The sequence below is a fragment of the Streptomyces sp. NPDC020299 genome (assembly GCF_044387825.1).
Taxonomy (GTDB): Bacteria; Actinomycetota; Actinomycetes; order Streptomycetales; family Streptomycetaceae; genus Streptomyces.
In genome coordinates this window covers 422,311-448,807 of record NZ_JBIRWL010000006.1, presented here as the reverse complement: position 1 = coordinate 448,807, position 26,497 = coordinate 422,311, and the positions used below count along the sequence as shown (strand labels likewise).

26 protein-coding genes are annotated in these 26,497 nt (G+C 73.2%); 12 read left to right on the top strand and 14 right to left on the bottom strand.

All coding sequences use genetic code 11. The annotated features are described in order from the left end of the window. Both ACH45E_RS18895 and ACH45E_RS18890 read right to left on the bottom strand, forming a co-directional pair. Positions 1 to 1,527 carry a hypothetical protein gene (locus ACH45E_RS18895; protein ID WP_361441383.1) on the bottom strand — a complete coding sequence of 509 codons (1,527 nt, stop codon included), beginning with the start codon at positions 1,525 to 1,527 and terminating at the stop codon, positions 1 to 3. Positions 1,528 to 1,610: 83 nt separating this feature from the next. Next, positions 1,611 to 2,306 carry a GntR family transcriptional regulator gene (locus ACH45E_RS18890; protein WP_361441380.1) on the bottom strand — a complete coding sequence of 232 codons (696 nt, stop codon included), beginning with the start codon at positions 2,304 to 2,306 and terminating at the stop codon, positions 1,611 to 1,613. A 127-nt stretch (positions 2,307 to 2,433) separates the two neighbouring features. On the opposite strand from ACH45E_RS18890, the gene ACH45E_RS18885 reads away from it, so the two are divergent. Genes ACH45E_RS18885 through ACH45E_RS18865 form a run of 5 tightly spaced genes read left to right on the top strand, consistent with a single transcriptional unit; the run spans position 2,434 to position 6,849 of the window. Continuing rightward, on the top strand, positions 2,434 to 3,753 hold the full coding sequence (locus tag ACH45E_RS18885) for an MFS transporter (protein ID WP_361441378.1): 1,320 nt from the start codon (positions 2,434 to 2,436) through the stop codon (positions 3,751 to 3,753). Further along, a complete protein-coding gene (locus tag ACH45E_RS18880) occupies positions 3,750 to 4,580 on the top strand; it encodes a putative hydro-lyase (RefSeq protein WP_361441375.1) in 831 nt (276 codons plus the stop codon). Before ACH45E_RS18885 ends, ACH45E_RS18880 begins: the two co-directional genes overlap by 4 nt. 30 nt (positions 4,581 to 4,610) lie before the next feature. Then, positions 4,611 to 5,369 (top strand): 5-oxoprolinase subunit PxpA, encoded by a 759-nt coding sequence (locus ACH45E_RS18875; RefSeq protein ID WP_361441372.1) that lies wholly within the window; start codon positions 4,611 to 4,613, stop codon positions 5,367 to 5,369. Then, positions 5,366 to 5,983, top strand: coding sequence for an allophanate hydrolase subunit 1 (locus ACH45E_RS18870; protein ID WP_361441369.1), 618 nt, complete (start codon positions 5,366 to 5,368; stop codon positions 5,981 to 5,983). The genes ACH45E_RS18875 and ACH45E_RS18870 overlap by 4 nt, the downstream gene beginning before the upstream one ends. Continuing rightward, the gene (locus ACH45E_RS18865; RefSeq protein ID WP_361441366.1) at positions 5,980 to 6,849 is read left to right on the top strand and encodes a biotin-dependent carboxyltransferase family protein; all 870 of its coding nucleotides are present in this window, start codon (positions 5,980 to 5,982) and stop codon (positions 6,847 to 6,849) included. Before ACH45E_RS18870 ends, ACH45E_RS18865 begins: the two co-directional genes overlap by 4 nt. Positions 6,850 to 6,853: 4 nt before the next feature. Here ACH45E_RS18865 and ACH45E_RS18860 read toward each other — a convergent pair whose 3' ends face one another. The 5 genes from ACH45E_RS18860 to ACH45E_RS18840 all read right to left on the bottom strand — a co-directional run bounded on the left by ACH45E_RS18860 (position 6,854) and on the right by ACH45E_RS18840 (position 12,286). Continuing rightward, positions 6,854 to 7,702 carry an SGNH/GDSL hydrolase family protein gene (locus tag ACH45E_RS18860; RefSeq protein ID WP_361441363.1) on the bottom strand — a complete coding sequence of 283 codons (849 nt, stop codon included), beginning with the start codon at positions 7,700 to 7,702 and terminating at the stop codon, positions 6,854 to 6,856. Beyond that, the gene (locus ACH45E_RS18855; RefSeq protein ID WP_361441360.1) at positions 7,699 to 8,907 is read right to left on the bottom strand and encodes a glycosyltransferase; all 1,209 of its coding nucleotides are present in this window, start codon (positions 8,905 to 8,907) and stop codon (positions 7,699 to 7,701) included. The genes ACH45E_RS18860 and ACH45E_RS18855 overlap by 4 nt, the downstream gene beginning before the upstream one ends. Beyond that, positions 8,904 to 10,034: a glycosyltransferase family 1 protein gene (locus ACH45E_RS18850; protein ID WP_361441357.1), complete on the bottom strand. Its 1,131-nt coding sequence runs from the start codon at positions 10,032 to 10,034 to the stop codon at positions 8,904 to 8,906. The genes ACH45E_RS18855 and ACH45E_RS18850 overlap by 4 nt, the downstream gene beginning before the upstream one ends. 139 nt (positions 10,035 to 10,173) lie before the next feature. Beyond that, positions 10,174 to 11,592 carry a HEAT repeat domain-containing protein gene (locus ACH45E_RS18845; RefSeq protein WP_361441354.1) on the bottom strand — a complete coding sequence of 473 codons (1,419 nt, stop codon included), beginning with the start codon at positions 11,590 to 11,592 and terminating at the stop codon, positions 10,174 to 10,176. 301 nt (positions 11,593 to 11,893) lie between these two features. After that, positions 11,894 to 12,286 (bottom strand): ankyrin repeat domain-containing protein, encoded by a 393-nt coding sequence (locus ACH45E_RS18840; protein ID WP_361441351.1) that lies wholly within the window; start codon positions 12,284 to 12,286, stop codon positions 11,894 to 11,896. 319 nt (positions 12,287 to 12,605) lie between these two features. Between ACH45E_RS18840 and ACH45E_RS18835 the strand changes: the two genes are divergently transcribed. Together ACH45E_RS18835 and ACH45E_RS18830 are read left to right on the top strand one after the other, a co-directional pair. Continuing rightward, positions 12,606 to 12,800 carry a hypothetical protein gene (locus ACH45E_RS18835; protein WP_361441348.1) on the top strand — a complete coding sequence of 65 codons (195 nt, stop codon included), beginning with the start codon at positions 12,606 to 12,608 and terminating at the stop codon, positions 12,798 to 12,800. 49 nt (positions 12,801 to 12,849) lie between these two features. Further along, positions 12,850 to 14,469 carry a hypothetical protein gene (locus ACH45E_RS18830; protein ID WP_361441345.1) on the top strand — a complete coding sequence of 540 codons (1,620 nt, stop codon included), beginning with the start codon at positions 12,850 to 12,852 and terminating at the stop codon, positions 14,467 to 14,469. A 34-nt stretch (positions 14,470 to 14,503) separates the two neighbouring features. Here the strand turns inward: ACH45E_RS18830 and ACH45E_RS18825 are convergent, their stop codons facing one another. Further along, positions 14,504 to 16,012 carry a PLP-dependent aminotransferase family protein gene (locus ACH45E_RS18825; protein WP_361441343.1) on the bottom strand — a complete coding sequence of 503 codons (1,509 nt, stop codon included), beginning with the start codon at positions 16,010 to 16,012 and terminating at the stop codon, positions 14,504 to 14,506. A 64-nt stretch (positions 16,013 to 16,076) separates the two neighbouring features. On the opposite strand from ACH45E_RS18825, the gene ACH45E_RS18820 reads away from it, so the two are divergent. The 4 genes from ACH45E_RS18820 (at position 16,077) to ACH45E_RS18805 (ending at position 19,619) form a co-directional block, all read left to right on the top strand. Further along, a complete protein-coding gene (locus tag ACH45E_RS18820) occupies positions 16,077 to 16,778 on the top strand; it encodes a hypothetical protein (RefSeq protein WP_361441340.1) in 702 nt (233 codons plus the stop codon). Next, entirely contained in the window at positions 16,775 to 17,542 is a 768-nt protein-coding gene (locus ACH45E_RS18815) for a glycerophosphodiester phosphodiesterase (RefSeq protein WP_361441337.1), read from the top strand. The genes ACH45E_RS18820 and ACH45E_RS18815 overlap by 4 nt, the downstream gene beginning before the upstream one ends. A 79-nt stretch (positions 17,543 to 17,621) precedes the next feature. Next, positions 17,622 to 18,977, top strand: a complete 1,356-nt coding sequence (locus ACH45E_RS18810) for an MFS transporter (RefSeq protein WP_361441335.1) — start codon at positions 17,622 to 17,624, stop codon at positions 18,975 to 18,977. 267 nt (positions 18,978 to 19,244) lie between these two features. Continuing rightward, entirely contained in the window at positions 19,245 to 19,619 is a 375-nt protein-coding gene (locus ACH45E_RS18805; RefSeq protein ID WP_009187548.1) for an RNA polymerase-binding protein RbpA, read from the top strand. Positions 19,620 to 19,717: 98 nt separating this feature from the next. On the opposite strand, the gene fxsA is transcribed toward ACH45E_RS18805, so the two are convergent. The 4 genes from fxsA to ACH45E_RS18785 form a co-directional block, all read right to left on the bottom strand. Continuing rightward, positions 19,718 to 20,275, bottom strand: coding sequence for an FxsA family membrane protein (fxsA, locus tag ACH45E_RS18800; protein ID WP_361441332.1), 558 nt, complete (start codon positions 20,273 to 20,275; stop codon positions 19,718 to 19,720). Between the two features lie 50 nt (positions 20,276 to 20,325). Continuing rightward, on the bottom strand, positions 20,326 to 21,120 hold the full coding sequence (locus ACH45E_RS18795) for a polyprenol monophosphomannose synthase (protein ID WP_361441329.1): 795 nt from the start codon (positions 21,118 to 21,120) through the stop codon (positions 20,326 to 20,328). 534 nt (positions 21,121 to 21,654) lie between these two features. Then, positions 21,655 to 23,271 (bottom strand): amidohydrolase, encoded by a 1,617-nt coding sequence (locus tag ACH45E_RS18790; protein ID WP_361441327.1) that lies wholly within the window; start codon positions 23,269 to 23,271, stop codon positions 21,655 to 21,657. A 217-nt stretch (positions 23,272 to 23,488) separates the two neighbouring features. Further along, the gene (locus ACH45E_RS18785; protein ID WP_066997022.1) at positions 23,489 to 23,929 is read right to left on the bottom strand and encodes an Lrp/AsnC family transcriptional regulator; all 441 of its coding nucleotides are present in this window, start codon (positions 23,927 to 23,929) and stop codon (positions 23,489 to 23,491) included. A 279-nt stretch (positions 23,930 to 24,208) separates the two neighbouring features. Between ACH45E_RS18785 and ACH45E_RS18780 the strand changes: the two genes are divergently transcribed. Continuing rightward, positions 24,209 to 24,652, top strand: coding sequence for a hypothetical protein (locus ACH45E_RS18780; protein WP_361441324.1), 444 nt, complete (start codon positions 24,209 to 24,211; stop codon positions 24,650 to 24,652). Between the two features lie 6 nt (positions 24,653 to 24,658). Here the strand turns inward: ACH45E_RS18780 and ACH45E_RS18775 are convergent, their stop codons facing one another. Continuing rightward, positions 24,659 to 24,817, bottom strand: coding sequence for a hypothetical protein (locus tag ACH45E_RS18775; protein ID WP_399041014.1), 159 nt, complete (start codon positions 24,815 to 24,817; stop codon positions 24,659 to 24,661). A gap of 257 nt (positions 24,818 to 25,074) precedes the next feature. Further along, entirely contained in the window at positions 25,075 to 26,247 is a 1,173-nt protein-coding gene (locus ACH45E_RS18770; RefSeq protein ID WP_361441321.1) for an acyl-CoA dehydrogenase family protein, read from the bottom strand. Positions 26,248 to 26,497: the final 250 nt, after the last annotated feature.

Genomic DNA, 26,497 nt, shown 5'->3' with positions numbered 1-26,497 from the left:
TCATGCTGCTTCCGTCCGGTCCGCGGCCATACCCGCCGCGTCCAGCAGGGCGGTGCCGACGATGAGATCGGCCCCGCCGAACTCGGGATCGTCCAGCTCGGTCCCGTCGTCCACGGCGAACAGCAGCTTCTCCTCGCCCTGCCGGTAGGCGGTCCCCACCGGCGGACTGGCCGCGTGCACCGCCAGCAGCGCCACCAGATAGGGCAGGTCGGGGTCCTGCCGCCGGGCTTCGGCCAGCAGTCCGGACAGCCGTCGGGGCGCGTCCGCCGGAAGGTCCAGCAGCTCCGTCGCCGCGGCCAGCTGCTCCTCGCTGAACCGGCTGTCGTCCGGCGTGGCGATCAGGTCGGGCTCGGGCATCTCGGCGCCCAGGTGCTCGCGCTCCATCGGCGGCGTGAGCAGTATGTCGACGAGATCGACGACCCGGACCGACACCGGTGTGCGCAGGCCCGTCCCGCGCGAGAAGAAGGCGTCCGTGACCCGGATCGCCTGCTCCAGGGGCAGCCGGAGGACGGGCGCGACGAGGTGCCCGTACAGGTCTGTGCCCGAGGTGGTCAGGGGGGTGGCGAAGGCCTGCCGGTCCTGCTCGGCGCGGAAGAGGGGGCCGGCCTCCAGCAGGCGCGACTGGAGCTGTGTGTGCCGCCGGATGCAGTCCTTGACGATGTCGACCAGTTCGGCGGCCCGCCGCTTGTGCTCGGGCTCCTCGGTCTCGTCGCGTGCCTTGCGGATGTTGGTGAGGATCGCGTTCTCGTGGCGGTACCGGTCGGCCACGTGGTCCAGGGCCTCGGTGATCATGTCGGGTACGGCGCTGAGCCAGTCCACCGCGCGGACGTTGCGCCGGGTCGCGTCCAGGGCACGGCGCAGGGTCTCCGAGTACTGGACGGTGCGGTACCGGGCCTGCTCGGCGGCGAGCTGGGCGTCGGCGAGGCGGCCGCGGTTGATGAGTACCTCGAGCTTGACCTCGGCGGCGATCTGGGCGCTGGTGACATCGGTGTCGAGGGCGCCGACGAGGACGTTGACGGCTTCGTCGGTCGTCCGGAGGTAGACCGTGCCGCCGGGGCCGGGGACCTCCTCGATCAGCTTGAAGTCGTAGTCACGGCGGACGTACGTCCCGTCCGGCGCGAACGTGCCGTACACCGCGCGGAAGCCGCGGTCGACGCTGCCGACGTTGATCAGGTTCTCCAGGACCCAGCGGGCCACGCGCTCGTGCTCGGCGACGGGCCGCTGCGGGGCCTGGGCGGCGATGCGCGGGATGAGCCGGGCCACGATCTGCTCGTGGTCGGCGCCCGTGTCGAAGTCCATGTTCAGCGTGACGAGGTCGATGGCCGCGAGGGCCACCTCGGACATGCCGTACACCGAGTACTCGCCCGCCAGGTTGGCCTTGCGCGCGTCGAGGTCGTGCAGCGGCGCGGTGCAGGCGAGCGCCCGCAGCCGCCGCGCCAGCCCCTCGTCGGCGGCCGGCCCCGGCGCCGGGCGCGGCCCCGCGGTGAACTGGGGCGGAACGCTGTCCGTCGATGCAGGCGAAGTCACGGTGCACAGACTAGGTCCTCGGTCTGACAACGACCCAAACGACGCAGATGCCGCCCCTGGTCACCGCCGTCACGCCGATCCGGCTAGCCGTCCTCCCCGACCCGCCGGCGATAGACCTCGACGACCCGTTCGAGCGCGTCGTCGAAGTAGACCGCGAGCAGTGCCTCCGCCTCCCGCTTGTCCCCCGCCCGCAGCGCCTCGAGGATCTGCTGGTTGCGCCCGAGGTACGGCTCGTGCAGGGCCCGCGGGTCGTCCACGATGTGGAAGGCCAGGCGCAGTTCGGCGAAGACGCTGCGCATCAGCTCGTCGGTGCGGTCGCTCCCGGCGAGGGCCACCAGCTCCCGGTGGAAGTGGATGTTGGCGGTGGCGACGCCTTGCCAGTCCCCCTCGCGCGCGGTCCGCTGCCCTTCCTCGACCGCCTCGGCCGGCCCGCCGAGACCGTACGGCGGTTCGCCCAGGCTCCGGACGACGGCGCACTCGACGAGAGCCCGGGTGCGGTAGATGTCCTGTACGTCCTCGACGGCCAGAACCCGGACGAAAACCCCTCTGTTCAGCTCGTGGACGAGCAGCCGCTCGTGGGTGAGCAACCGGAACGCCTCGCGCAGGGTGTTGCGGGAGACGCCGAGCGCCCCGCCGATACTGTCCTCCGACAGCCGGGTGCCGGGTGGGAAGTAGCCCTCGGCGATGCGGCTTCGGAGGATGTCCGAGACCCGCTCGGCGGTGCTGGTGCGCCCCAGGAGCGCGCGGTCGTCGGCCAGTCCCGTCAACTGCTCTGCCATGACCGAATTCAACCTCAGACAGAAGAACGAAACAACATGGGTATTGAAGGATCGTTGAACGATCCTCTACGGTGCTCGACACCGGCTCACTTCTCAGCACCCTCCGTCCCCCCTCTGCGAGGTGCCCATGAGCACGACCCCTCCGCCACAGTCCGTGACCTCCGACGTGCAGTCGTCGAAAGGTCAGCACGCCACCGAAGACGGCCCGTTGGGCTGGCTGCACGCGCTCGGACCGCGCGGCCGCCGCGCCTTCGTCGGCGCTTTCGGCGGTTATGCCCTGGATTCCTATGACTACTTCACGCTGCCGCTGAGCATGGTGGCGCTGGCGGCGTACTTCGGCCTCGACAGCGGCCAGACGGGCCTGTTCACCACCGTGACGCTGGTGGTCTCCGCGATCGGCGGCGCCGTGGCGGGCGTGGTGGCGGACCGGGTCGGCCGGGTCCGGGCCCTGATGATCACGGTGATCACGTACGCGGTGTTCACCGTGGCCTGCGGCTTCGCGCCCACCTACGAGACCCTGCTGGTCTTCCGGGCCCTCCAGGGCCTCGGCTTCGGCGGTGAGTGGGCGGTCGGTGCGATCCTGGTCGCCGAGTACGCGAGCGCCCGGCACCGGGGACGCACGCTGGGCGCGATCCAGAGCTCATGGGCCGTCGGCTGGGCGCTGGCGGCGATCGTCTACACGCTGGTGTTCTCCTTCGCGGGCGACGACCTGGCCTGGCGTGTCATGTTCTGGACCGGCGCACTGCCCGCGCTGCTCGTGGTGTGGCTGCGCCGCCGCGTGCACGACGCCCCGCAGGCGAGCGCCGCCCGCGAACAGAGCCCGCAGCGCGGGTCGTTCGCGGCCATCTTCCGGCGGGGCACGGCCGAGGCGCCGGGACTGCTGCGCACGACGGTCTTCGCGGGCCTGCTGTCCACGGGCGTGCAGGGCGGCTACTACACGCTGGCGACCTGGGTGCCGACGTATCTGAAGAGCGAGCGCGGCCTGTCGGTCGTGGGGACCGGCGGCTATCTGACGTTCCTGATCTCCGGCGCCTTCCTCGGCTACCTGACCGGCGGCTATCTCACCGACCGGCTCGGCCGGCGCCGCAACATCTGGCTCTTCGCCCTGCTGTCAGCCGTCTGCATCCTGGCGTACGCGAACATCCCCAGCGGCGCCAACACCCTGCTGCTGGTGCTCGGTTTCCCGCTCGGCTTCTGCATGTCGGCGATCTTCAGCGGGTTCGGCTCCTACCTGAGCGAGCTGTACCCGACGGCGGTGCGCGGCACCGGACAGGGCTTCACGTACAACACCGGCCGTGCGGTGGGCGCGGTCTTCCCGACCCTGGTGGGCTTCCTGGCCGACAGCTGGGGCGTGGGCGGCGCACTGGTCTTCGGTGCGATCGGGTACGGCATCGCGGCGCTGGCACTGCTGGGGCTGCCGGAGACGCGCGGAACGGAGCTGCGGTGACCACGGCGAACCGCACCGGGGACCGTCCCCTGACCCTCGTCGACGAGCACGCGCACGCGTGGAGCCCCGGGGCCGCGCGGGAACGTTTCCGGGAAGGCCTGGCGGGCCCCACGGCCGGGGTCGCGGCCGGTCACACGCAGGCCAACCTGATCACGGTGCCCGCCGACTGGGCCTACGAGATGCTGCTGTTCTGTCAGCGCAACCCCAAGCCCTGTCCGGTGCTCGACGTCACGGACGCCGGTTCGTTCAGCACCGTCCTCGCCGAGGGCGCGGACCTGCGCACCGACCTGCCGCGCTACCGCGTGTGGGTGGACGGCGAACTGGCCGACGAGCCGAAGGACGTGCGCGCCCACTGGCGGGACGACCTGGTCTCGTTCCTGCTCGGGTGCAGCTTCACCTTCGAATGGGCGCTGACCGGGGCCGGCGTACCGGTCCGCCACGTCGAGCAGGGCCGCAACGTGCCGATGTACGTCACCAGCCGCCAGTGCCGTCCGGCGGGGCGGCTGCGCGGCCCGATGGTGGTGTCCATGCGCCCGGTGCCGCCGGAGCATCTGGCGGCCGCGATCCGGGAGAGCAGTCTGCTCCCGGCGGTGCACGGCAGCCCCGTGCACTGCGGCGACCCGGCGGCGCTCGGCATCGGCGACCTCGACCGGCCCGACTTCGGCGACCCGGTGGCCGCGGAGCCGGACGACATCCCGGTGTTCTGGGCCTGCGGGGTGACCCCGCAGGCCGCGGTGATGGCCTCGCGCCCGCCGTTCGCCATCACGCACGCGCCGGGCCAGATGTTCCTCACCGACGCCCGGGACGAGCAGTACCGGGTCCTCTGACGGCACCGGAAAGAAGACGGAAGAAGATCCATGACCTCGATCGATCTGAACGCCGACCTCGGCGAGGGCTTCGGCCGCTGGCGGCTCACCGACGACGAACGGCTGCTGTCCGTCGTCACCAGCGCCAACGTGGCCTGCGGCTTCCACGCCGGGGACGCGGCCACCATGCGCCGGGTGTGCGAGCTGGCGGCCGAGCGCGGGGTGACGATCGGCGCGCAGGTCTCGTACCGGGACCTGGCGGGGTTCGGACGGCGCGCGATGGACGTGCCGCCCGCCGAACTGGCGGCCGAGGTCGCCTACCAGATCGGGGCCCTGGAGGTGTTCGCACGCGCGGCGGGCGCGCGCGTGGCCTACGTGAAGCCGCACGGTGCCCTCTACAACCGGGTGGTGCACGACGAGGAGCAGGCCGGGGCGGTGATCGAGGGCGTGCTCCTGGCGGACGGTTCGCTGCCGGTGCTCGGCCTGCCCGGCTCGCGCCTGCTGGACCTGGCCCGCAAGGCGGGGCTGCCGGCCGTCACGGAGGCCTTCGCGGACCGTGCGTACACCGAGGAGGGCACGCTCGTGCCGCGCGGCCGGGACGGGGCGGTGGTCAGCGATCCGGAGGCCGTCGTGGAGCGCTCGGTGGACCTCGCGCGCTCCGGCACGGTCACCGCGGACTCCGGCGCACGCATCGAGGTCCGCGCCCGCTCTCTGTGCCTGCACGGGGACACGCCCGGCGCGGTCGAGCTGGCCCGCCGGGTGCGCGAGCGGCTGGTGGCGGCGGGCCTGACCGTGGAGGCCTTCGCATGAGGGCGCTGCCCGTCGGCGACCGCGGGCTGCTGGTCGAGCTGGACTCGGGCGAGGCGGCCCAGGCAGTGCACGCGGAACTGCTGCGGCGCCGCGTGGAAGGGCGGCTGTCCGTCCGCGAGATCGTGCCCGCCGCCCGCACGGTCCTCCTCGACGGCCTCGACGACCCGCAGCGCCTGGCCGCCGAGCTGACCGCCGCCGAGGTGCCTCCCGCGGTCCTACGCGCGCGTGAGGCCGTCGAACTCCCGGTGCGCTACGACGGCCCGGACCTCGCCGACGTCGCCGCCCACTGGAACGTCCCGGCACACGAGGTGGCCCGTATCCACGCGGCCACCGAGTTCACCGTCGCCTTCTGCGGGTTCGCGCCCGGCTTCGGCTACCTCACCGGCCTCGCGCCGCACTACGACGTGCCGCGCCGGGCCACCCCGCGCACGTCCGTCCCGGCCGGCGCCGTCGGGCTGGCCGGCCCGTACACCGGCGTGTACCCGCGGTCGTCGCCGGGCGGCTGGCAGCTGATCGGCACGACCGACGCGGTCCTGTGGGACCACGCGCGCGTGCCGGCCGCGCTGCTGTCACCGGGCGCCCGCGTCCGCTTCGTACCGGTGGGGGACGCATGACCGACCGGGCGCTCGTGGTGGTACGCGCGGGAGCGCTTACCACCGTGCAGGACCGGGGGCGGCCCGGGTACGCCCACCTCGGCGTCCCTCGCTCCGGGGCGCTCGACCCGCCCGCGGCGGCGCTCGTGAACCGGCTGGTCGGCAACGCGCCCGACGCGGCCGTCCTGGAGACGACGCTCACCGGCTGCGCCCTGCGCCCGCGTTCGGCGGTCACGGTGGCGGTCGCGGGGGCGCCGTGCCCCGTGCGGGTGGGCGGGCGGCCGGCTGCCTGGGGCGCGCCGGTCGTGGTGCACGCCGGTGAGGTGCTGGAGGTCGGGGCGGCCGAGCGGGGAGTACGCGCCTATGTGGGCGTCGGTGGCGGCATCGCCGTCGAGCCGGTCCTCGGCAGCCGTTCCACGGACCTGCTGTCCGGTCTCGGACCGGAACCGCTCGCGGACGGGGCGGTGCTGCCCCTGGGGAGCCCCTCCGGCCCGCACACGCGCGTGGACGTCGCCCCGCAGCCCGGCCCGCCCGCCGAGCTCGTGCTGCGGGTGACGTTCGGCCCGCGCGACGACTGGTTCACGCCCGGGGCCGTCCGCGACCTCACCGCGCGGACGTTCCGCGTGTCGTCGGCGAGCAACCGCATCGGGCTGCGCACGGAGGGACCTGCCCTGGAGCGGGCCCGCCCCGGCGAACTGCCCAGCGAGGGCATGGTCCTGGGCGCGGTCCAGGTCCCCCCGAACGGCCGGCCCGTGGTGTTCCTGGCCGACCACCCGACCACCGGGGGCTACCCGGTGATCGCGGTGGTGCGCGCCGCCGACCTGCCTGCGGCCGGGCAGGCGCTGCCGGGCACGCCGGTCCGCTTCGTGGCCGTCCGCCGCCGTTGAGCCCTCAGGCGGCGTCCGGGCGCTCCACGACCGACAGCGAGGCGAGCGCGGCCGACACGGCGTGCGCGGTGCGCAGGTCGAGGCGGGCGCTGGTGCCGCGGGCCCGGTGGCGCAGTTCGTCGGCGGCCAGCCCCAGCAGCTGCGGCAGCAGGTCGGTGCACCGGCGGGCCACCCAGCCCGTCCCGGCTGTGGCCAGCCACCACAGGCTCGCCGACCGGGTGGGCGCGGGGAACTCCGGTTCCGCCGAGGGCGCGGGCCCGCTCGCCCTGCCCGCCTCCCTGAGGAGGGCGTGGAAGCGCACGGCGAGCTGCCGGTGGCCGCGCTCGCCGGGGTGCAGCCGGTCCGCGCTCCACAGCGCGCGGTCGGTGAGCCAGGCGCCTTCCGAGGCGTGCAGATGGACGGCGCCGTACCGGTCGGAGAGCGCGTGCACCACCGCGTTGACCGCGCGTTGCCGCCGGGCGAGTGGACGGGCCAGCGCACTCGGCAGCCCCAGCATCGCGCCGGGGTCGGGCAGGCAGGCCGTGAGCAGGGCGGCGCCCTGTCCGGTGAAGGCCGCGTAGACCTCGTCCAGCCGGGCGGCCACCGCGTGGAGGTCGAAGGTGCACCGCAGGGTGTCGTTGACGCCGATGACGACCGAGACCAGGTCCGGGCGCAGTTCAAGTCCGGCCGGAGTCTGCCGCTCCAGCACGTCACGCGTCTGCGCCCCGCTGAGGGCGAGGTTGGTGAACTCCACCCGCTCCTCGGCCAGCCCGTCGGCCAGCAGCGCGGCCCAGCCGCGCCGGCCGTCGCCGACGGGGTCGCCCACGCCCTCGGTGAGCGAGTCCCCCAGGGCCACGAAGCGGACCGGTCTCATGCGACGCCCTCCGCGACGCCGCGACGGGAGGGTGCCGTCCCGCCGTCCCCGGAAGAACGGCACAGCGCCGCGGCGTCGTGCGCCGTCAGGAACGCCTCCACCGCCGTGCCCCATCCGAAGCACTCCGCACGCGCGCGTGCCGCTTCCCGCCGCTCCGGCTCGGGGCGTGCCAGGAGCATCTCCACAGCGTCCGCGAAGGCCTCCCCACGGTCGGCCGCCGTGGCCCCCGCGGAGCCGATCACCTCGGGCAGCGCGGACGACGCGCTGGCCACCACGGGCGTACCGGACGCCATGGCCTCCAGGGCCGCGAGCCCGAAGGTCTCGGCGGGCCCGGGCGCCAGGCACACGTCCGCGGAGGCCTGCAGCGCCCCCAGCAGACACCGGTCGGCGACGTGCCCGAGGAAGGTCACCGGCAGCCCGCGCTCCCGCGCCCGCTGCTCCAGCCGTGCCCGCAACGGCCCGTCCCCGGCCACCACGAGCACCGCCCGCCGCCCGCGCCGCAGCAGCGCTTCCAGGGCGTCGAGGGCCGTCCCGGGCCGCTTCTCCACGGACAGCCGGGAGCACAGCACCAGCAGGGCCTCGTCCACGCGCGCGTGCCGGGCACGCAGTCCCGCGTCCCGCAGGGAGGGGTGCCGTTCCATCAGGTCCACGCCCAGCGGGGCGCGTACGACGTTGCGCGCGCCGATCCGGACGAACTCCCGCTCGGCGAACTCGGTGGTGCACACGACCCGCGAGTACACGTGTGCCGTGCGGAGGTTGAGGGCGTCGGCGGCGCGCCGGGAGAGGTTCTCCGGCAGGCCCCAGGTGCGCAGCACGCCGTCGGCGGTCTCGTGGGAGACCATCACGGAGGGGACCCGGGCCCGCCGTGCCCACCTGCCGGTCCACCGCAGCGTCGTACGGTCGGACACCTCGAGGCGGTCCGGGGCGAGATCCTCCAGGAGGGCGGCGACGCGCCGTTTGTCGGTGAGCACGCGGTAGCCGCCGGTGCCGGGCAGCAGCGGGCCGGGCAGGGTGATCACGCGGCCCTGCTCGGTCTCGCGGTCGGTGTGGCGCTCGCCGGGGACGACGAGGACGGGTTCGTGGCCCGCCGCGCGGAAGCCCTTGCCGAGTTCGCGCAGGGCGGTGCGCAGGCCACCCGAGGCGGGGGCGACGAAGTTGGCGAGCCGCACGATCCGCAGGGGCCGGGTACCGGTTTCGTCGGTCATGCCGCCACCACCGTCCTGCGCGCGCCGAGCACGTCCTCGTAGTGCGCGATCAGCTGGTCGCCGACCGCCGCCCAGGTCCGTCCCTCGACCAGGGCCCGCCCCGCGGCGCCGTAGGCGGTCCGCAGCGCCGGGTCGGCGGCCAGGCCCGCCACCGCGCCCCGTACGGCGTCGGCGTCGCGCGGCGGCACCAGCAGTCCGGTGCGGCCGTGGGCCACCAGGTCGAGCGGTCCGCCGACGGCGGGCGCCACGACCGGCACGCCGCTGGCCATGGCCTCCTGGACGGTCTGGCAGAAGGTCTCGAAGGGGCCCGTGTGCGCGAAGACGTCCAGCGAGGCGAAGATCCGGGCGAGCTCGTCGCCGGTGCGGCGGCCCAGGAATACCGCACCCGGCAGGGCCTCGGTCAGGGCCGGCCGGCTGGGCCCGTCGCCCACGACGACGACCCGTACGCCCTCCAGGCCGCAGACGCCGGCCAGGAGCTCGACCTGCTTCTCGGGGGCGAGCCGTCCGACGTAGCCGACGATCACCTCGCCGTTGGGGGCGAGTTCACGGCGCAGCACCTCGTCGCGCCGGTCGGGGCGGAAACGGACGGTGTCCACGCCGCGCTGCCAGAGCCGTACCCGGGGCACTCCGTGTGCTTCCAGGTCGTGCAGGGCGGCGCTGGAGGGGGCGAGGGTGCGGTCGGCGGCGGAGTGCACGGCGCGGATGCGGCGCCAGGCGGCCGCCTCACCGGCGCCCATGTAGGTGCGGGCGTATCCGGCCAGGTCAGTCTGGTAGACGGCGACGGCCGGGACGCCCAGCCGGGCGGCGGCGGCCATGCCGCGGACGCCGAGGACGAAGGGGCTGGCGAGGTGGACCAGGTCGGCGCGGTGCTCGGTGACGGCCGCGGCGAGGCGCCGGCTGGGGAGGGCGACGCGGACCTGGGGGTAGCCGGGGAGCGGGAGGGAGGGGACATGGACGACGGGGCACGGCGCCGCGAGGGCGTCGGCCTTGACACCGGGCGCGGGCGCCGGCGCGACGACGAGCGGAAGGTGACCGCGATCTACGAGGTGCCGGGCGGTCTGGAGCGCGCAGTGGGCCACGCCGTTCACATCAGGGGGAAAGGATTCGGTCACGATGACGACACGCATAACGGTGTTGTCGCCGCGCAGGACGTGGCCGCGTCAACGTGGATCTTTCCGGACGAGGAACGTCCTGTGAGCGTTCCACTGCACACCCGAGCAGGTCAGGCCGTGTCCATGCCCTCCTGACCCGCGGGTCACCCGGTGTTCACGCGGTGAGCCCTTCCGGTCCGATCCTGCTGCGTACGGCGGTCTGGACCTCGGCCTCCTCGGCCGGATCGGCGGCGAGCCGGCGCAGCTGTTCGACCACGCGGGTGTCGCCGGTCTCGGCGTGCCGGGCGGCGAGTTCGCGGGTGGTCTCCTCACAGTCCCAGAGGCATTCGACGGCGAATCCGGTGGGGAAGGAGGGATCGGTGGCGGCGAGCGCGCGGGCGGCGCGGCCGCGGAGATGGGAGGAGGCGGTCTCGCGATAGATGTGGCGCAGGACGGGTGCGGCGCAGGTGATGCCGAGGCGTCCGGTGCCGTCGACGAGGGTCCACAGGGTCGGCGCGTCGGGGCCCTCGCCCCGTACGGCTTCGCGGAGGGCACCGAGCACGAGGTCGCTGTCCTGGGCGCCGCCGCGGCAGGCGAGCATGCGTCCGGCGGCGGCGCCGAGGGCGTCGGGCCGGTGGGCCCAGCCTCGCGCGCGCTCGACGGCGGCGATGCTGCGCATCCGTTCGAAGGCGTCCACGGCGGCCTCGACGACGGGCGTGGTGCCGTCGGCGACCGCGGCCTCGACGAGGTCGAGGGCGGCGGGGTCGTTGCTGTCGGCGAGGTAGCGCAGGGCGGTGCACCGGGCTCCCTCGGTGCCGTCCTTGGCGGCCTGCACGATCTCCGGCCGGTCCTCGGGGCCGGCGACGGCGACCAGGCAGCGGGCGGCCGGGACGTGCAGGGCCGCACCGCGCTCGACGCCCTGCTGGGCCCATTCGAGAACGGCCCGAACGCTCCAGTCCGGGCGGGGCCCGCTGGGCCGCATCTGCCGCTGCCAGCGGTCGAAGCAGCCGGCCTCCTGGGCGGCACGCACACGCGTGGCGATCGATTCGCGCGGATCCTCGGCCCACAACCGCCACGGCCGGGGCTCGAAGGCGTCGCGCACGGCGACGGCCAGCTCGGCCTCGCCCTCGGGGTCGGTGGGGAAACGCGCCAGGACGGGCGCGGCGAGGGCGCGCAGGGCCGCGTCGTCGTCGCGGAGCGCGAGCTCGTCGAGTGCCCAGGCCCAGTTGGAGCCGTGAGCGGCGTACCTGCGCAGCAGTTCGAGCGCGTCCAGCCTGCCGTACGAGGCGAGGTGGCCAAGGACCGCGAGCGCCAGTCCGGTACGCGACTCCTCGGTGTCGAGGACGTCCTCGGTGTCGAACAGGTGCGCCTCGATGGCGTCTAGTTCACCGTTCAGGTCGAGGTACAGGCGGGCGTAGTAGAGGGAGCGGTTCTCCACCTGCCAGTCGTGGCGGGGATCGCGCAGCACACAGTGGTCCAGGGCCGCGAGCGCCTCGGCGCGCGGGGCGGTGAGCGCGTGCAGCGTGCCGTCGCCACGGCCCCGCTGGAGCAGGCCGAGCAGCGTACCGCTGGGCGCTATGACCGGATCGAACATGGGAAACAGCCTCACATCAAGCGTCGACGCAACCGGGGAACACGCACTACCTGGCCGCGTGACACAACGTCGGGGCGCCCGCCGTCTCTTGCTTGCTGTAGACCATCTCTCTCTGCCTCTCGTCTGTGGCCCATGCGGACCGCATCACGGCCCGCGTGGTGCGGCAACACCTGCCCAGCCATCGCGTCCGTGAATCACGACGTCATGATGACCCGCGGGTTTCTCCTGCCGCGACCGTATTTCCGGCGGCCCTTTACCGCCTCCCCCGTTTTCCGTGTCGTGCCTGGTCAGGACGTTCGGATCAATGTGCGCCGAACAATTCCAGGAGTTCTGCCTTGCCGAACATCCGGGCGGTGTCGACGGCCGACGGGGTACCCGCCCCGGGGTCCGCGCCACCTTCCAGAAGTGCTTTGATCACATCCGTCTCACCCTTGAAGACGGCTCCCGCAAGCGGGGTCTGGCCCCGGTCGTTCACCTGGTCGGGCGTGGCGCCCCGGGCGAGCAGCGCCCGCACCGCCTCGGCATGGCCGTGATAGGCCGCGAGCATGACCAGCGAGTCACCGCGGTCGTTGGTGAGGTCGGCCGGAACTCCCGCGTCGACGTACGCCACGAGTGCCTCGGTCCGCCCCTTGCGGGCCAGATCGAAGATCTTGGTCGCCAGCTCCACGACCTCGGGGTCGGGGGCTTCACTCATCGGCCTGACCGCCTCTCCTTGGAAACTTCCGGTGACCGGGGGAGCCTACGGCAGCGGTGCGACCCGCCGCCGTACGAGTGAATCGCCAGCGTACTGGTTCCGGGGGAACATCACCCGATCTGCCCGAGGTAAAGATCACCCCGACGGCACCAGGCACCTCGTCAGGCACAGGGCTCCCGCCCGACCGGGCCCGTACCGCTGAGCCGCTCGGGCGAAATAAGCCGTAATTCACCCGGTTGCACCTTTTATCGTATGGATACATGCTGTGATCCTGGAAGAACTCAGGGTGACTGTCCCCCTCGACACCAGGAGACCTCAAATGATCCTCTCCATCTCAGGCGTCATGCTGCTCGGAGTCATCGTCTTCCTCTTCTTCAGGAAGGACGGACTCAAGGGCTCGCACGCATGCACCTCGGCACTGTTCGGCTTCTACCTCGCGAGCACAGGCATCGCCCCGAGCATCAAGGCCGGTGGCGAAAGCCTGGCGGGGCTACTGGGCGGCATCAAGTTCTGAGCGACCCGACGCCGACCGTTTTGCCCGTACGCACCCCCAGGAGACAGCAGTGGCCCGGCGCCCCCTTCCCCGCATTCTGAGCACCGGCGGCGCGCACATCGCCAGGAGCCGGGAGCTGGCCCGGACGGCGGCCGACAGCGCCACCGACGTCCTCCACCCGCTGATCACCGTCACGCGCGGGTTGCGCCGGCTGGCCTCGGCCGGCCGGCGCAGATGGGCGGACACGCCCAAGGACCGGCGCGGGCCACTGCTGTTCCTGGCGGCCTCGGCGGTCATGGTCCTCGCCCTGGTGCCGTACGGACCGCTGCTCGCCGCCATCACCCTGATGGCGGCGGCGGCCTGGCACGGCCGGGACCGCACACCGCCCGGGCCGGCGGGCCCCGACGAGGCCCAGACCCAGCGCCTCCAGTCGCTGTACGAGGCTCTCGTCCCCCACTTCTCCACCGCCGACGACCCGGCTCCGCTGTACGCGCACGGCGGGGACTGGGAGAACGCCTTCGCCGCGCACGAGTTCGACGACGTGGGACGCATCGGGCACCTGCTGATCCGGTACCCGGCGTACTTCCCGGACGGCGAGAGCGAGGCCCGCGCGCGGGTCGAGGCGCTGCTCGCCGCGAAGGCCGGGCGGGGTCGCGAGTACCACTTCAGGTGGGACCAGGAGGGCAACGAACTCACCGTCACCGTCCTCGCCCCGCTGCCCGCCGACATCGCCGCCCAGCGGTTCGTCACCGCGCCCGGTGAGACGGTCCTCGGCTTCACCGACCCCACCGAGGTCCAGCGCACCCTGCCCCTCTCCTTCGGCGAGGAACAGCGCGACGTTCCCCCCGTCGTGTGGCGCACCGGCCCGCGCTCGACCGAGCCGCACCTGCTGGCCGTGGGCCGGCCGGGCAGCGGCACCTCGACCCTGCTGCGGTCCGTCGCGCTCCAGGCCCTCCAGCACGGTGACGTGCTCATCGTCGACGGGGGCGGCACCGGCGAGTACGCCTGCCTGACCGGGCGCGACGGGGTGCTCGCGGTGGAGTGCGGGCTGGCCGGAGCGCTGGCCAGCCTGGAGTGGGCCGCGCACGAGACGGAGCGCCGGCTCATCGCCGTCAACCGGGCGCGGCAGGCGGGTCATCCGCCCCCGGACGACACCAGGCGGCCGCTGTGGATCCTGCTGGACCGGCCGAGCACCCTCTCCCATGTGGCCGCGGCGGACGGACGGGGGGATCCGCAGGCGCTGCTCCAGGTGCCGCTGCGGCACGGCCGGGCGGCCAATGTGACGGTGGCCGTCGCCGAGCAGTTCGACGGCGCCGACGCGTTAAGCGAGGCGGTACGGCAGCACACGCGCGCGCGTGTCGTGCTCGGCCCAGCGACGACGGAGCAACTGGTCGACGTGCTGGGCGTGCCACCGCACACCACTTTGCCGGCCGAGGTGCCGCCGGGGCGGGGATACGCGCGGTTGGGCCATGGGCCGGTGCACCGGCTGCAGGTGCCCTCGACGCCCGACCCGTACGACGACGACACCGGTGAGGCCGACCGGCGGACGGTGGTGGCGTTGCTGCCGCCGCGGACCACGCCGGCGGACGCGGCGGCGGTGGAGCGGGCACCGGAGCCGGTGGAGGCCGAGCCGGCGCCCGCGGAGGCCGCGCCAGTCCCTGCGGAGGCCGTGGCAGCCGAGAGTTCGTGAGAACGAAACCCCCTGGGCCGCCCCTCGGCCGCCCCTAGGCCACGAACGTGCGCGGCGACTCCGTTCCGTTGCTCACGCCCTGCTCCACCAGGCGCGCGGCCGCGGCCAGCCGGGCCGCCGCCTCCTCCGCCACCGCTCCGCCGACCGTGAAGGGGAGCCGCACATAGCCCTCGAAGGCGCCGTCGACCCCGAAGCGCGGGCCCGACGGGACCCGTACGCCGACCCGCTCCCCCGCCTCCGCGAGCCGCGAACCCGACAGGCCGCCCGCGCGCACCCACAGGGTCAGGCCGCCCTTGGGGACCTCGAACTCCCAGGTGGGCAGCTCGCGGCGGATCGCGGTGACGAGGGCGTCGCGGTTCTCGCGGGCCTGGGCGCGGCGGAGGTCCACCGCCTGTTCCCAACCGCCGGTGGTGAACAGCCAGTTGACGGCCAGCTGTTCCAGGACGGGGGTGCCCAGGTCGGCGTAGGCGCGCGCGGCGACCAGGCTGCGGATCACGTCCGGGGCCGCGCGTACCCAGCCGATGCGCATACCGGCCCAGAAGGCCTTGCTCGCCGAGCCGACCGTGATCACCGTGGAGCCGGCCGGGTCGAAGCCGCACACCGGGCGCGGCATCACTGAGCTGTCGAGGTCCTCGTCGAGCCACAGGTCGGTCATCGTCTCGTCCGCGACGAGCACCGTGCCCGCCGAGCGGGCCGCGTCCACCAGCCGGCGCCGCTGGTCCTCGTCCGCGAGGGCGCCGGTGGGGTTGTGGAAGTCGGCGACGACGTACGCGAGCCGGGGCGCGGCGTCCCGCAGGACCTGGCGCCAGAGGTCCATGTCCCATCCGCTGAGCCCCTCCCCCATCGCGACCGGGACGAGCCGGGCGCCCGCCTCCCGCATCAGCTGGAGGATGTTGGCGTACGACGGGGACTCCACGGCGATGCGCTCGCCGCGGCCCCCGAAGAGGTGGCAGATCGCGTCGATGGCGCCCATCGCGCCGGTCGTCACCATGATCTGCTCGGGCATGGTCGGGATCCCGCGCGCGGTGTACCGCTCGGCGATCACCGAGCGCAGCGCGGGCAGGCCGGCCGGGTAGTCGCCGTGCGTGTGGGCGTACGGCGGCAGCTCCTCCAGGGCGCCCTGCACGGCCCGGGTGAGCCATGGCTCGGGGGCGGGCAGGGCCGCGCAGCCCAGGTCGATGACCGAGCCGAGCGACTCGGGCGGCAGGGGCTCGAGACCGCGGGCGGGCAGGGGGTTGCCCGCCGGGACGGCCGTCCAGCTGCCCGCCCCGCGCCGGGACTCCAGGAAGCCCTCGGTACGCAGCGCCTCATAGGCGGCGGCGACCGTGGTGCGGCTGACGGAGAGGGCGAGTGCCAGTTCGCGCTCGGCGGGCAGGCGGGCGGCCACCGGCACCCTGCCCTCCAGGACCAGCAACCGGATGCCGTCGGCGAGCGCCCGGTAGGCGGGCGGACGGCGCGTACCGGGGCCGGCCGGGCGGTCCTGCTGCGAGTTGAGGAGCCGGGCGAGCTGCGCGGCACCCACCGCCGAGGTCCACTGAGCCATGACGATCAGTCCACCTTCCCCGGATTGGCCATGGATGGCTTGTCTTTCCAAGCCACAGAGTGACATGAGTCAGGCCACTACCACCACCCAGGGGGACCCTTTGTCCGCGAAGTCGTCCGCGAAGCACCAGATGGCGAGGCGGTTGATCCAGCTGTACGCGGGGCTCGCGCTGTACGGCGCGAGTTCCGCGCTCCTGGTGAAGTCCGGTCTCGGGCTCGAGCCGTGGAACGTCCTGCACCAGGGCCTCGCGAAGCTCACGGGGCTCAGCATGGGCGTCGTGCTCACGATCGTGGGCGCGGCGGTGCTGCTGCTGTGGGTGCCACTGCGCCAGCGCCCCGGGCTCGGCACCGTCTCCAACGTCCTGGTGATCGGCGCCGCGATGGATGCCACGCTCTCCGCACTGCCCGACGCGCACACCCTGGCCGTACGGATCCCGCTCCTGGTGGCCGGCATCGTGCTCAACGGCGCGGCGACCGGCCTCTACATCGCCGCGAACTTCGGCCCCGGTCCGCGCGACGGCCTGATGACCGGGCTGCACCGGCGCACGGGCCGCTCGATCCGGCTGATCCGCACCGCCGTGGAGCTCACGGTCGTGGCCACCGGGTTCACCCTGGGCGGCACCATCGGGGTGGGCACCGTGCTGTACGCGCTGTCGATCGGTCCGCTGGCCCAGGTGTTCCTGCGGCTTTTCGCCGTCCCGACGGCATCCGCCGGCAGCACGGTGGTTGCCACCGGGTCACCCAAAAGGGTGATACTGCGCAGGTGACGACGCTCATCCGCCACCCGTACCTGGACCATCCCGGCCCCATCGCCTTCGCCCACCGGGGCGGGGCCGCCGAGGGCCTGGAGAACACCGTGGCGCAGTTCCACCGCGCGGTGGAACTCGGGTACCGGTACATCGAGACCGATGTGCACGCCACGGCGGACGGGCAGCTGGTCGCCTTCCACGACGCGACCCTGGACCGGGTCACGGACGGCGCGGGGCGGATCGCCGACCTGCCCTGGGAGGATGTCCGGCACGCGCGCGTGGCGGGCCGCGAGCCGGTGCCGCTCTTCGAGGAACTGCTGGAGACCTTCCCGGAGGTCCGCTGGAACGTCGACTGCAAGGCGGAGCCCGCCCTGCGGCCGCTGCTGGCACTGATCGAGCGGACAGACGCCTGGGACCGCGTCTGCGTCGGCTCCTTCTCGGAGGCGCGGGTGCTGCGCGCCCAGCGTCTGGCCGGGCCGCGCCTGGCCACGTCGTTCGGTACGCGCGGGGTGCTCAGCCTCCGGCTGCGCTCATGGGGGCTGCCCGCGGCGGTGCGCCGGTCCGCGGTGGCCGCGCAGGTGCCGGAGTCCCAGTCGCGTGTCCCGGTGGTCGACCACCGCTTCGTACGCGTCGCCCACGCGCACGGACTCCAGGTGCACGTGTGGACGATCAACGAACCGGAGCGGATGCACCGGCTCCTCGACCTCGGGGTCGATGGCATCATGACCGATCACATCGACACGTTGCGCAAGGTCATGGAGGACCGGGGCGTCTGGGCCTGAGCGGCCCGGGGCCCCGGTGCCGGGACCCCCGGAGCAGGGCCCTTCGCACCGGCAATTCAGCGGGGAAGCGAGGGCACGGGTGGGCACCGACACCGTGCGGGCCCAGGGGGCCGACGAGGCCGCCGGGCGGCGCCGCGAGCAGCGCGGCTGGTACTTCTACGACTGGGCGTGCTCGGTCTACTCGACGAGCGTGCTGACCGTGTTCCTCGGCCCCTACCTGACGTCGGTCGCCGAGTCGGCGGCGGATGCCGACGGGTTCGTCCACCCGCTGGGCGTGCCGGTCCGGGCCGGGTCCTTCTTCGCGTACTCGGTGTCCCTGTCGGTGATCCTGGCGGTCGTGGTGATGCCCCTCGTGGGCAGCGCGGCCGACCGCACCGGCCGCAGGAAGCCGCTCCTGGGGGCGGCCGCGTATGTGGGCGCGGCGGCTACGACCGGGATGTTCTTCCTCGACGGCGACCGCTATCTCCTGGGCGGCTTCCTGCTGATCGTCGCGAACGCGGCGCAGTCCGTGGCGATGATGCTCTACAACTCCTACCTGCCGCAGATCGCCCCGCCCGAGGAACGCGACGCGGTCTCCTCCCGGGGCTGGGCCTTCGGCTACGCGGCGGGCTCCCTGGTGCTGGTCGGCGACCTGGTGCTGTACTCCGCGCGCGACTCCTTCGGGCTCTCCGAGACGGCGGCGGTCCGTATCTGCCTGGCGTCGGCCGGTCTGTGGTGGGGCGCCTTCACCCTCGTACCGCTGCGGCGGCTGCGCGACCGCTACCGCGGTGCCGGGGCGGCACGGGAGGCCACCGCTCCCGGGCTGCGGCAGCTGGCGGCCACCGTCCGGGACATGCGCCGCCATCCGCTGACGCTCGCCTTCCTGCTGGCCTACCTCGTCTACAACGACGGCATCCAGACAGTGATCTCCCAGGCCTCGGTCTACGGCTCCGAGGAACTGGACCTCGGCCAGTCGACGCTCATCGGTGCCGTGCTCCTGGTGCAGGTGCTGGCCGTCGCGGGTGCCCTGGCGATGGGGCGGCTGGCCCGGACGCACGGGGCCAAGCGGACGATCCTCGGATCACTCGTCGCCTGGACGCTCACGCTGGGTGCCGGATACTTCCTGCCCGCCGGGGCGCCGGGGTGGTTCTTCGTGCTCGCCGCGGGCATCGGACTGGTCCTCGGCGGCAGCCAGGCGCTCTCCCGGTCGCTGTTCTCGCATCTGGTCCCGCCCGGCAAGGAGGCCGAGTACTTCTCGGCGTACGAGATGAGCGACCGCGGGATGAGCTGGCTCGGGCCGCTGCTGTTCGGTGTCACCTACCAGCTGACCGGCAGCTACCGCTCGGCGATCGTCTCGCTCGTGACCTTCTTCGCCATCGGGTTCGCGCTGCTCGCACGGGTCCCGGTACGGCGGGCGATCAGAGAGGCGGGCAATCCTGTTCCGCAGAAGATTTAGCGCTCAACACGAAAGGGAGGTAGTGTACGCGTTTGGCCTGCCAGGCGTACCGTTACTGCGCGTCAAAGAAGCCGAAACGCTAGGTGACATCTGCTTTCAGATGTGACAAACCGGGCGCTGGTGGGTACAACAAGGGGCGGCTACGACGGCGATGCATGACCCGGAACGGGACACGGAACGGGAATCTTTACCGCCGACCGGACGTTGACCGGATGACGACGACAGCGACACCTGTCCTGTGGGCGACAAGCCCGGGAGGCACGATTCATGAGTGAGCGAGCTCTTCGCGGTACGCGCCTCGTGGTGACCAGCTACGAGACGGACCGCGGCATCGACCTGGCGCCCCGCCAGGCCGTGGAGTACGCATGCGAGAAGGGGCACCGCTTCGAGATGCCCTTCTCGGTGGAGGCGGAGATCCCGCCGGAGTGGGAGTGCAAGGTCTGCGGAGCCCCTGCGCTCCTGGTGGACGGCGACGGCCCTGAGGAGAAGAAGGCCAAGCCCGCGCGTACGCACTGGGACATGCTGATGGAGCGACGCACCCGCGAGGAACTCGAAGAGGTCCTCGAGGAGCGTCTGGCGGTACTGCGCTCCGGGGCGATGAACATCGCGGTTCACCCCCGGGACAGCCGCAAGAGCGCGTAGCGCGGCAGACAACAAGGAGCGTCATCACCGCGGGCGCCGTACGTCAGTCACGTACGGCGCCCGCGGTTTTCCGCTGCTCAACGCCGCGCTGCGGGCCCTCAGCCAGTCAGCGGCGGACGCTGCTCCCACGGCGCGTCGCCCGGCTCCTGCCTGATGACCTCGCCCTGGACCACCTTCCCGTCGGACCGGTGCATCCGCGCCTGCTGGAAGGCGTCCCCGAGACTGCCGGGCACGGCCTCGCGCAGCTTGCGGTCGAAGGTGCGCTCCGCATACCGGCTCAGGGCCTTCTGGACCGGCGGAACCAGGAGCAGCAGACCGATCGCGTCCGAGATCAGGCCGGGGATCATCAGCAGCAGGCCGCCCAGCATCAGCAGGCCGTTACCGGAGCCCTTCGCGGGCGAGCCGCCCCGCTGCAACGCCTCGCCCAGGTTCTGGAAGGCACGGCGACCCGCCCGCTTGATCACCACGGAGCCGGCGACGACGCCCGCCACCAGCAGCATGAACACCGCGAGGCCGCTCGCCTCGCCCGCGACCAGGGTCAGCAGCCAGATCTCCAGCACCAGCCACATGGCGATCCCCAGCGGAAGGAACGTGCGCAGCCGGGAGCGCCGGGGCCGGGCGGTGGGGTACGGAGGGGAGGAAGCGCCAGTCGTCATGCCCCCAGTGTGCCCGGGCCCGGCTCAGCACGGGATAAGGGGTCAGGGGGTCAGGCCCGCTTGCCCTTGCCCGTGACCTTGCCCAGCCTCTCCCCCACGCCCCACGCCGTGACCCGCCACAGTGCCTCCACCACGATGTTGCGGCTCATCTTGGAGTCACCGAGTTCCCGCTCCACGAACGTGATGGGCACCTCGACCACGTGGTAGCCGGCCTTGACCGAGCGCCGGGCCAGGTCGACCTGGAAGCAGTAGCCCTGCGAGGCCACCTCGTCGAGACCGAGGCCCTCCAGGGTCTCGCGGCGGAAGGCGCGGAAGCCGCCGGTCACATCGCGGATCGGCACGTCGAGCATGAGCCGCGAGTAGGTGGAGCCGCCGCGTGAGAGGAACTCACGGGACTTCGGCCAGTTCACCACCCGGCCGCCGGGCACCCAGCGGGAGCCGAGCACGAGGTCGGCGCCCTTGAGGGCGGTCAGCAGGCGGGGCAGTTCCTCGGGCTGGTGGGAGCCGTCGGCGTCCATCTCGATCAGTACGCCGTAGCCGTTGTCCAGGCCCCAGCGGAAGCCGGCGAGGTAGGCGGCGCCGAGGCCTTCCTTGCCCTTGCGGTGCAGCACCTGGACGTGGTCGTCCTCGGCGGCGAGTTCGTCGGCGAGCTTGCCCGTGCCGTCGGGGCTGTTGTCGTCCGCCACCAGCACGTGCGCCTCGGGGACGGCCTTGCGCACGCGACCGACGATGGACTTGATGTTCTCCGCCTCGTTGTAGGTCGGGATGATCACCAAGGCCGTGCCGAGCGGGCCGAACTGCCTCCCCCGGTCCTGTGCCGCGAGGGTCCCGTCGCCGTCGTTCACTGCTGCCCCTTCACATGTCGTACGCAGGGTCCACCATAGTGGCCGCGGCCTGCGCCGAAGCGACGGCTCGTGCGTAAGGCGGTGTCGATTCCCCAAGAACGGGGTAAGAATGTGTTTTTCGTTCCGCGTTCTGCGGATGGGGGCCCGGCGCCCTTCGGGCCGACCTGGGACCCGCTGGCTGCGGATCGACCGAAAGCCGTTGTCTACTGAGCGTCCGGGCCCCACCCGGGTCACACCTTCCCGACCTGGCCGGAAGCGTTCCCGCGTCGGCGCGGGCGCTGAGCCTGGCTCCCAGCGACGGTGCCCCGGTGCGGCACACCGTCCCTGACCCAGCGGCGCTGCGACGCGTGCGCGAAATGCTTCCCGGTCGGGCGTCCGGTGGTGGACTCGGCCGAACCTACCGGCCCGCCGCCGCTGACTGTCAACAGCCGCCTGACCTGCGCGAACAGGATCAACCGCCTGGTCAGAGGCGAGGATGCGCAGGTCGCGCGACAGGGCCGCGGCGGCCGATCGCCGCCTCGCCACCCCGGTAGATCACTCGCCCGGCCGTACGAACACCGTCCGTCCGCCCACGACGGTCCGCAGACAGACGGGCAGGTCGTGGCCGGGGGTCAGGTCGGGCAGACCCGGGGTGCCGGAGCGGGGGTCGGTCGACCAGCGCGCCACCCGGTCGTCGGGGGCCTGGACGACGAGCGCGTCGGTACGCCAGACGGCGTAGTCGGCGGGCGCCCCGGGCACCAGGACGCCGGCGTCGTCCCGGCCGACGGCCCGCCAGCCGCCGCGCGTGTGCGCCGTGAACGCGGCGCGCACGGAGATCCGGTGTTCGGGCGTGCGGTGGAAGGCGGCCGCGCGGACGGTACCCCAGGGGTCGAGGGGGGTGACCGGGCTGTCGGAACCGAACGCGAGGGGAACGCCCGCGCGGAGCAGGGCGGCGAACGGGTTCAGGGTCCTGGCCCGCCGCCCGCCGAGACGCCGGGCGTACATGCCGTCCTCGCCGCCCCACAGGGCGTCGAAGGCGGGCTGGACGGACGCGGTCAGGCCCAGTTCGGCGAAGGCCGCGATGGTCTCGGGGGTGAGCATCTCGGCGTGCTCGACGCGGTGCCGTGCGGCGCGGACACGGGCGAGGCCGATCTTCTCGGCAGCGGCCCGGACACCCTCGACCACGGTGGTGACGGCGGCGTCCCCAATGGCGTGGAAGCCCGCCTGGAGGCCGGCATCGGTGCAGGCCGCGACGTGCTCGGCGACGGCGGCCGCGTCGAAGTAGGCGGTGCCGGTGTGGTCGGCGTCGGTGTACGGCTGGTGCAGGCAGGCGGTGTGCGAGCCGAGCGCGCCGTCGACGAACAGGTCGCCCGCGGCGCCGAGCGCGCCCAGTTCACGCGCCTTGGTGACGCCCTCGGCGTCGCGCTCCGCCCAGTAGCCGGTGACCCGCGGGCCCGGCTGCTCGGCGGCGAGCCGGAGCAGGCCGGAGAAGTCGTCCTCGGAGGAGATCTGCGGCCCGCCGCACTCGTGGACGGAACCGATGCCCAGGGAGGCGGCGTGCGCGAGGGCGGCCCGCTGGGCCTCGGCGCGCTGGGCGGGGGTGACGGCGGCGAACGCGGCGGAGCGGACGGCGTGGTGGTCGTCGCGGGTGAGCGGGGCGTCGGCGCGGGACACCTCGCCCGGGACCAGGTCGAGCAGTGCACTTGTGACGACCGCCGAGTGCACGTCGATACGGGAGAGGTACAGCGGGCGCCCGCCGGTGGCCGCGTCGAGTTCCGCGCGCGTCGGGGGGCGGCCGCCGGGCCAGCGGGCCGCGTCCCAGCCGTGGCCGAGCAGCACGCGGTCGTCCGGGCGGGCTGCGGCGAAGTCCCGCACCCGGGTGAGGGCCGCCTCCAGCGAGGGCACGTCGGACAGGTCCAGGCCGGTCAGCGCGAGTCCGGTGGCGGTGGTGTGCACATGCGCGTCGGTGAACGCCGGGGTGACCAGGGCGCCGTCCAGGTCGATCACTTCGTCGACCCCGTCCGCGAAGGCGTCGGCGGCGCCCTCCGAGCCGACCCAGGCGACCTGGCCGCGCTCCACGACCATCGCGGTGGCGAAGGGGTCGGCGGGGCTGTGCACCTCTCCGCGGCGCAGGAGGACGGTCTGGGGGTCGGCGGCGGGTCGTTCACTCATGACCGACAGTCTCTCGCGCGGGACCCGGCCCGTCGCAGGCGGGGCCGCCGCACCGCCCGCGGTGTCCCGGCGCCGGAAGCGGTGCGTCCCCCTGCGGGCCGGCACGGACCACCCGGCCGATGAACCACACCGCCGGACGCGGTGCGTCCCCCTGCGGGCCGGCACGGACCACCCAGCCGATGAATCGGGCCGCCGGACGCGGGCACACCCACCGCTATCAGATCTTCGGCGGCCGGGCCTCGTACGGTGTCGACAGCACCACCGTCGTACGGGTGGACACCCCGGCCAGGGACCGCAGCCGGGCGAGCAGTTCCTCCAGCTCGTGCGGGGTGGCCACGCGGACCTTGAGGATGTAGTTCTCGTCGCCCGCGACGCTGTGGCAGGCCTCGATCTCCGGGACGCCGGCGAGCCGGTCCGCGATGTCGTCGGGGGCGCTGGGGTCGAACGGTTTCACCGAGATGAAGGCGGTCATGGGCAGCCCGACGGCCTCGGGGTCGACGACCGCGGCGTAGCCGCGGATGACGCCACGCTGTTCAAGCCGGCGCACCCGCTGGTGCACGGCCGACGTGGACAGGCCCGTGGCCTTGCCCAGGTCTGTGTAGCTCATCCGCCCGTCCTTGACGAGCAGCTGCACGATCTGACGGTCCAGCTCCTCCATGGCGCCAAAACCTACAGTGCGACTGATCTCCTCGGGTACCTGAGCAGCCCAGGTCATGCCCGGTTCGTGATGTCCTTGAGAGCCCGCTGTGAGCCGTCCGGGGGACATCTGAGGGACAAACGCACCTCACCGGGCACCTGCGGGCGGCATGTGACGAACGCCACAGCCGGGGAACGGGCTCCGTGATGTTCTCGTGATTACCGCCGAGAGCGGACGGGAAGTGCTTGCTGTGGTCGAGGCCGCAGTGCCGTCACGGCCCAGCCTTAGGGGGAGAATCCCATGCAGAGTCTTAAGCGCCCTGGTCGCAGCATGCCCAAGCGGCAGCAGCCGGTCGTCGAGCCCGCGCCGGAGGGCGTCGAACCCGACGCCTTCGACGACGGGGACGTCGAGGAACTCGACGCCTACGACACCTTCGAGATGTACCGGGTGATCTGCCCGGACTGTGCCCAGCCCATCGCCCTGCTGGCGGACGAGGACGTGCTCCCGGAGCACGCGCTGTGCGCCTCGCCGTGGAACCCGTTCGGCCTCACGGTGTGTGCCGGTACGGGCCGCCTGGCGGCCGACGCCCGCCCCGCGGACGAGTCCTTCCAGCCCCAGGAGCAGGACACCGCGCTCCTGCTCACCCTTCCGCAGGGCCTGAACTGGCGGACCCAGCCCTTCTCGCACGTCGGCGGCCCCGGTTCACGCCCGATGCGCATGCCGGCGATGCGCCGGGCCGCCTGAACCCGGTCACCCCGCCGCATCCCCGTAGCTGCCCTGCACCATGGCCCGCAGGATGCCGTGGTGCAGGATCAGTGTGTCCGGACCCGCCGGCCGGGGTGCCTCGCCGAAGTGCACCTGCCGGTGGGCGACGCGCGGCGTTCCCGGGTGGGACGGCCGCGAACGCACTCCCGATTCCCGGGGGCGGTGACCTGCCCGCCGGTGCGGGCGTTGGCCTGGTATGACCCCCACACAATCGGCGACCGGGCGTCAGTACCGCGTGTTCGTTCCCCCGCCCACGGGATCGGTCCCGCCGTCCTCGCCGCAGGACCCGCCCATCTACCGTGATCTGATGCGCGCCTGGGCGGACCGGGGCCGCACCCTGCCGGGCCGCCACGACCCGGAGTGGGTCAGGCTGGCGGCCCCGCCGGTCGCCCTCGGGCAGTTCAGCGGCCTTCCGGCCCCGCTACGTGACGGGCGATGACCATCCGCTGGATCTGGTTGGTGCCCTCGACTATCTGCAGGACCTTGGCCTCGCGCATGTAGCGCTCCGTCGGGAAGTCCGCGGTGTAGCCGTATCCGCCGAGGATCTGCACGGCGTCGGTGGTCACGCGCATGGCGGTGTCGGTGCAGTGCAGCTTGGCCATGGCCGCCTGCTTGGCGAACGGCCGGCCGGCGTCCCGCAGCCGGGCCGCCGCCAGATACAGGGCGCGGCCCGCCTCGACCTGGGTGGCCATGTCGGCGAGCATGAAGCGCAGGCCCTGGAAGTCGGCGATCGGGCGGCCGAACTGCCGGCGGTCGGTGGCGTAGGCGACCGCTTCGTCCAGCGCCGCCTGGGCCAGACCGATCGCGCAGGCCGCGATGCCCAGTCGGCCGGAGTCCAGCGCGGACAGGGCGATGGCGAAGCCCTGGCCCTCCTCGCCGACGCGGCGCTCGTCGGAAACCCGTACGCCGTCGAAGTGGACCTGGGCGGTGGGCGAGCCCTTCATGCCCATCTTCTTCTCCGGCGCCGCCGCGCTCAGGCCGTCCGTGTCGCCGGGCACCAGGAAGGCGGTGATCCCGCGCGGGCCCTCCTCGCCGGTGCGGGCCATGACCGTGTAGAAGTCGGCGATGCCACCGTGTGTGATCCACGCCTTGGTGCCGGTGATCACCCAGTGGTCGCCGTCCCGGACCGCCTTGGTCCGCAGCGAGGCGGCGTCCGAGCCCGAGGACGGCTCGGAGAGGCAGTACGCACCGAGCAGCCCGCCGCCGAGCATCGCGGGCAGGTGCTCGACCTGCTGCTGCTTGGTGCCGTGGGCGGCGAGGGCGTAGCAGGCCAGGGTGTGCACGCTGACACCGAGGCCGACGGTGAGGCGGGCCGCCGCGAGCTCCTCCAGGACCTGGAGGTAGACCTCGTACGGCTGGTCGCCGCCGCCGTACTCGGAGTCGTACGGCAGACCCAGCAGGCCCGATTGCGACAACAGGGTGAATGTCTCGCGCGGGAAGCGTCCGGCGTCCTCCTCCTCGGCCGCCCTGGGTGCGATCTCGCGCTGCGCGATGTCGCGGACGAGCGAGATCAGCTCCCGGGCCTCGTCCGTGGGCAGTTGCCGGTCCACCGGCTGCGGGGCGCGGTCGGGCATGGCGACGCTCTCCTCCCTGTCGGGCGCATCGGCGGACGTGCGCCTTGGGTGGGGCGGCGCCGCCTGGTGTGTCAGGTGCGGCCGATGCGCGTGCTCCCGGGTCTCGGAAGCCGCTGACCAGCGGCTGTGCGCTGTGAGTATGCCCGATCAGCGACCTCTCGTCACCAGTTAACGACCGCTCACTTCAAGAAGCCACCCCAGAATTCCCGACCCCTGGAAATTGACTCGAACCAAGGGGGCAGTGATCTGG